Source organism: Roseomonas rosulenta, from assembly GCF_016106005.1.
GTDB lineage: Bacteria > Pseudomonadota > Alphaproteobacteria > Acetobacterales > Acetobacteraceae > Neoroseomonas > Neoroseomonas rosulenta.
The window spans coordinates 1-2,491 of the sequence record NZ_JACADR010000436.1 but is presented as its reverse complement, the minus strand read 5'-3'; the positions used below and the strand labels follow the sequence as shown (position 1 = coordinate 2,491).

The window sequence follows — 2,491 nt, the reverse complement described above, 5'->3', positions numbered from 1 at the left end:
CCAATACCCGGATCTCCAACGCCAGCTCTCCCCCAACCATCCAGGCCCCCGCCACAACGACGAGGCACCCTAAGCCTGGGTCAGCTTTCAACCGGCGACTGGGTCAGTTTCACTCCGGCGGCTACACCTTCCAGCACTTGCCGGTGGAGCGGGCGCTAGCCCAGGACCGGGTTCGGCTTCTGATCGCGGATGATGTCGGTCTCGGGAAAACCCTCGAGGCGGGCCTGATCACCTCGGAACTCGCCTTGCGCGGCCGGGCAGACCGGATCCTTGTGGTCACGACCCGCGCGATGCTGACCCAGTTCCAGAAGGAGTTCTGGACCCGGTTCTCGATCCCGCTCTCCCGGCTCGACAGCGCCGCGATCCGGCGGATGCGGAACCGGATCCCGGCCCACTACAACGTGTTCGACCAGTTCGACCGGTCCATTGTTTCGATCGACACGCTGAAGAGGGATACCCAGATCCGGGACGCCCTGAAGCACTCCTACTGGGACCTGATCATCATCGACGAGGCGCACAACGCGGCTGAACGGAAGTCGGCCGTCGGGTCGAATTCGCAACGGGCGGAGCTGGCACAGCTTCTGTCCCGCCGGACCGACTCCCTGCTGCTGCTGACCGCGACCCCGCATGACGGGTCGCAAGAGAGCTTCGCGAGCCTGATCCGCATGCTGGACCCGACTCGCGTACCGGACCCGAACCGCCTGCACAGGTCCGACATCGAGGATCTTGTTGTCCGCAGGTTCCGGTCCTCGCCGGAGGTGGTCGCTGATATCGGCCGGGCTGTCCCGAAACGGCAGCTTTTCCCGCGCCACTTCCCGCTCAGTCCGCAGGAGGAGGTGGCCTATCAGGCGATCGCCGACCTCCACCTCGATCTCGACGAGGAGCAGACCCGAGGGCGCGCGATCGATCTGTTCCGGACCACGATCGCAAAGGCGATCTTCTCCAGCCCGGTTGCTTGCCTCGAGACGCTCGAGCGGCGGATCCGCGGGATCGAGAACGGGACCGCCCGCGGTACCGCTGCTGACCGGGTGCGGCTGCAGTCGCTGGCCGACCAGGTGGCCGCGATCGATACCGGCGCGTTCAGCAAGTACCAGGACCTCCTGCACCTTCTGCGCGAGTTGCGCTGGACCGGAAGGGCGCCCCGGGATCGGCTGGTGATCTTCTCGGAGCGGATCGCGACCGTCTCGTGGCTCGCCGAGCGGCTGCGTGAGGATCTGGACCTTTCACCGGACCAGGTGGCGCGGGTGGACGGGGGGAGCGTCGAGGCGGACGTCCGGACCCAGGAGGTGATCGAAGCGTTCGGCCAGGAGCGATCCCCGATCCGGATCCTGATCGCTTCGGATATGGCGTCCGAGGGGCTCAACCTCCACTTCCAGTGCCACCGCCTGATCCATTTCGACCTCCCGTGGTCCCTTCTGCGGTTCCAGCAGCGCAACGGGCGGATTGACCGGTACGGCCAGGACCGACCGCCGCAGATCAGCTACTTCGTAGGCGAGAGCACGCACCCCAAGGTGCGTCAGATGTGGGTCCTCGAGAAGCTTGTCGCCAAGGACGAGGCGGCCCAGGCAGGCGTCGGGGACCCGGCCGTGTTCCTTGGCGCGGGAGACGCGGAGGGGGAGGAAGCGGTCGTCGCAGAGGCGGTCGCGTCCGGGATCGGCGCTGAGGCGTTCGAGCGGCAGATGGACGAGCGCGCCGCGGAGGCGACCTCGCACATATCGGTCGACGACGAGTTTGCGGCCCTATTTGGGGATTACGCGGCGCCGGCACCTGCACCGGCTGCGGCGGCAACCTCCACGGATCAGGGCCCGCCCCGGCTCTACCGGGACACGTTCACCTACGCGCGTGCGATGATCGAGCGGCTGTCCCGGCCGGAGGAGAACGCCTTCCCGGAGACGCCGCGGATCCACGAAGCGGACCGGCTGATCCAGCTCGCCATCCCGCCCGACATGCGGGCTCGGGACGGGTTCGGCTACGCGAGCGAGGGCGCGGTGGACGGTCGGTTCATGCCGGAGGAGGCGGTCGGCCCCGGCGGGCGGATCGAGCTGACCGACCAACCCGGCGTGATCAACCAGGCGATCAACGACGCGAAGGCGCAGGAACGGGCCTGGCCGACCGTCCAGTACCTCTGGGACGGGCATCCGATCCTCGAGTGGTTTGCGGACCGTGCCAGCACCTTCTTCCCGGAACATGCGGCGCCGGTGGCGTCGCTCGCGGGCCGGCTGCTTCCCGGGGAGGTTGCCGTGATCCTGCACGGGGCGATCCCGAACGCGAATGGGGCCCCGGTCGTGGACCGGTGGGCCGTAGTGATCCGCTCTCCGGACGGGACGATCCGGATCGAGGAAGTGGAGGCGTTCCTCACCCGGACTGTCAACGGCGGAGCAAAACCAGGCCAGCGCGGCGGCGGAAAACAAGGCCACTGGCGACATGGCGGCATCAGACCTGGCCGGCCCCCGATCGGGGGCCGGCCAGGTCTGCGGCTGGTTCCTCTGAT

1 protein-coding gene is annotated in these 2,491 nt (G+C 68.0%); it reads left to right on the top strand.

Annotated elements, in window-relative coordinates:
• Positions 1 to 143 precede the first annotated feature (143 nt).
• On the top strand, positions 144 to 2,491 hold a 2,348-nt coding region (locus HW578_RS25475; RefSeq protein ID WP_198373510.1), incomplete at its 3' end, for a DEAD/DEAH box helicase.